Consider the following 2,981-nt stretch of genomic DNA (forward strand, 5'->3'; position numbering starts at 1 on the left):
CATGGTGGGAAAAGGTCTCAAACCCGTATTGGCGGTTGACGCTGACGCCAATGCCAACTTGAATGAGGTCCTGGGTGTCCAGGCAGGACAAACGATCGGTGATGCCCGGGAAGAAATGAAAAAAGGCGGCCTGCCCGGTATGACCAAAGATATTTTCATGGAAATGAGGATTCAGGAGTCTTTAGTTGAAGCCGAAGGGTTTGATCTGATCATTATGGGCCGGCCCGAAGGGCAGGGGTGTTATTGTGCCGCCAACAACCTCCTAACCGAATTTATAGAAAAATTATCTCAAAATTATCCCTATATGGTGGTGGATAACGAGGCCGGCATGGAACATATCAGCCGGCTGACCACCCGGGAGATCGACGTATTGCTGATCGTTTCCGACAGCTCCCGACGGGGGCTACAGGCTGCTGTCCGTATAGGAGAATTGACCCGGGAATTGGGACTGAAGATAGAAAAAAGATTAGTCATCATCAACCGGGCCGAAGCAGAGGACCTCTCGGAACTTAAGGATCGGGAAATCCTGCTTCAGGAACAGGGATTAACTCTTTTGGGGGTAATTCCCAAAGATACCATGATTTATGAGTTCGACAAAGAAGGGAAACCCACCAGCACCCTTCCCGAGAATTCCCCGGCCCGTGCCGCTGCTTTTAAGTTATTTGATTCTTTATTTTAAATTGTTCAGCTTATTAAGGGTCTCAAAATAATATTTACCGAATTTTGCTGCTAGGGGCCGGGCGGTCTTCTCTTCTGAGATTATCCAAGAGGCAACCGATCGCCCTATCAGCACATTAATTCAAATCCAGGGGAACCACTATCTTCTACTATAATCCGCCAGGGTTCCTTTATATTTTTCAAGCTTCTTATCATCCAGTTCAATGCCGATTCCGGGTCTATCCGGCGGAATAAGATCCCCGTCCTTCCACTCGAAAGGTTCTTTGACGATTTCATCAAAAAAATGCCGAGCCTTGAAAATGCTCTCCTGAACCAGAAAGTTTGGTATGTTGGCATCGATCTGCAGGGCGGCGGCGGTGATGACCGGCCCTCCCCAGACATGAGGGGCCATGAGCACGTAATAGGCCTCGGCCATGGAGGCGATCTTTTTGCAGGCCGTGATCCCTCCGCAGCTTCCCAGGTCAGGCTGGGCAATGGCACAAGCGCCGGCTTCGAACAATTTTTGAAAATCATGAATGGTTACCAATCTTTCGCCGGTGGCGATGGGGATGGTCGTGCTGGCGGCCACCCTAGCCATTTCCTTAAAGTTTTCCGGCGGGCAGGGCTCTTCCAGCCACAAGGGGTCATATTTTTCAACTCTCTTGGCCAGGCGTCTGGAGACGGCCGGAGTGATCTGCCCGTGAGTGCCGATGCATATATCGGCCTTGTTCCCGACGGCCTGGCGGACCTTCTCCACCGCCCTTTCGGCGTGATCATACTCGGCCATGGTTATTTCCCAGGGGGCCAGGGGCATTCGTCTTAACCCGGCCTGGGGTAGGGGATCGAATTTGACCCCGGTAAATCCCGCCTCCACCATCCCGGCCGCCGTTTCAGCCAGCCCGTCGGGGTTGGTGAACCAATCCAGAGTGGCTTCCAGGAGATTGTCTTTTTTCAGGTCGAAGAGGTAGGTGTAACTTCTGACCCGGTCTCTGTATTTTCCCCCCAGCAGATTGTAAACCGGGGTGTTGTAAAATTTCCCGCAAATATCCCATAAAGCGATATCAAAGGCGCTGATCAAACCAACGGTAAGATAATCAGGATGTTGGGCCGTCAGGTTGGAATAAAGTATATGGTACAGCGTTTCCCGGTTGATCGGGTCTTGATCTTTCAGGTACATGTCGAAGATGTTCTTCACCATTTTTTCGTAGCCTTCTTCAAGGCCGTAAAGGCTCCAGAGAACCGCGGTTTCTCCCCAGCCGGAAATTCCCTGGTCGGTTTCCAGCTTGAGAAAAAACCATAAAAATCCTCCCCAATTGGGCGGCTCGGTTTTTACAACATATGGTTTAACCTTTGTCAGTTTCATGGTCGTCCTTTCTTTTTGGAGGTTAAGAAAAGCTAGCCAAACCTATTTGAAATTTAGTTCTTAGTTTCGATCCTCCAAGAATGATGCTGGATACTGGATAAAAACAAAAAGCGATACTCGATTCAGGATAAAGTCAATCCAGCATCCAGCATCGACTGGCCAGAGACGATCAATCCCCCTTTTAGAAAAGGTAGAGATAAATTCTCAGGCTTCGTTTCTAAGAATCTAAAGACATGACCGAACCGTCCTCATAACCAGAGCCCGGGCGATCTGGACCATATAACCGTTGTGTGTCAAAGGTTTGGCTCCGGCGACAGCGGCCCCTCCGGCTCCTTCTGCAATTTTTTCGTTAGGTGGTTTTCCAATTATTGTTTTTTCGGCATTGACCGGCCGGTATGGTTTTACAAAAACGGCGTTTAAGCAGATTCGGGCTTTTTCGATTTTTTGGTCTTTGATTGTTATTGAGGCCGCGCAGTTGACGATAGGAAAATCAATGGACTTCCTAATGGCAAATTTGGTGAAGGCGCTTCCGGTGTCAGGGGCCGGTGCCGGAATATCGATCTCCAGGACGAGTTCGTCTTTTTCCAGAACTGTCGTCCCGGCCACACTCACCCGAAAGAAATCCTCGGCCGGAATGGTTCTCTTGTTGGTCCTGATGCGGCTATCAAGGGCGATCAAAGCCGGGGCGGTATCGCTGGGATGAACAGCATAGCATCCTTCTTCCACACTGCCGCCGAAGATGGAATGATAACGATTGTCGCCGGCTATGGCATAACACCGTCCGCCGCCCTTTCTCAGGCAAGGAAACCGGTTGTCCGGAGTTCGGTAGTACCAGCATCTTATATCCTGGCAGATATTCCCGGCCAGGGTGCCCATCTCCCGTATATGGGGTGAGGCGGTTTTTCCGGCTGCCAGAGACAGGGCAGAAAATTTCTCTTTCACCACGGGATGACGAGCAATA

At 50.4% G+C, this 2,981-nt stretch carries 3 protein-coding genes; 1 reads left to right on the forward strand and 2 read right to left on the reverse strand.

Annotated features, from left to right (window positions below; genetic code table 11):
- On the forward strand, nt 1-679 hold a 679-nt coding region (locus tag ACYC56_RS14040; RefSeq protein WP_461374796.1), incomplete at its 5' end, for an ATP-binding protein.
- Between the two features lie 138 nt (nt 680-817).
- On the opposite strand, the gene ACYC56_RS14045 is transcribed toward ACYC56_RS14040, so the two are convergent.
- Together ACYC56_RS14045 and ACYC56_RS14050 are read right to left on the reverse strand one after the other, a co-directional pair.
- A complete protein-coding gene (locus ACYC56_RS14045; RefSeq protein WP_461374797.1) occupies nt 818-2,020 on the reverse strand; it encodes a mandelate racemase/muconate lactonizing enzyme family protein in 1,203 nt (400 codons plus the stop codon).
- A gap of 225 nt (nt 2,021-2,245) precedes the next feature.
- Nucleotides 2,246-2,981: FAD binding domain-containing protein (locus tag ACYC56_RS14050; RefSeq protein WP_461374798.1), on the reverse strand; the 736-nt coding region annotated here is incomplete at its 5' end.

The organism is Candidatus Aquicultor sp., assembly GCF_054640775.1.

Bases quoted from the DNA above. Each gene is read 5' to 3' on its own strand.
- ACYC56_RS14045 (WP_461374797.1), bottom strand. From the start codon at position 2,020: ATGAAACTGACAAAGGTTAAACCATATGTTGTAAAAACCGAGCCGCCC.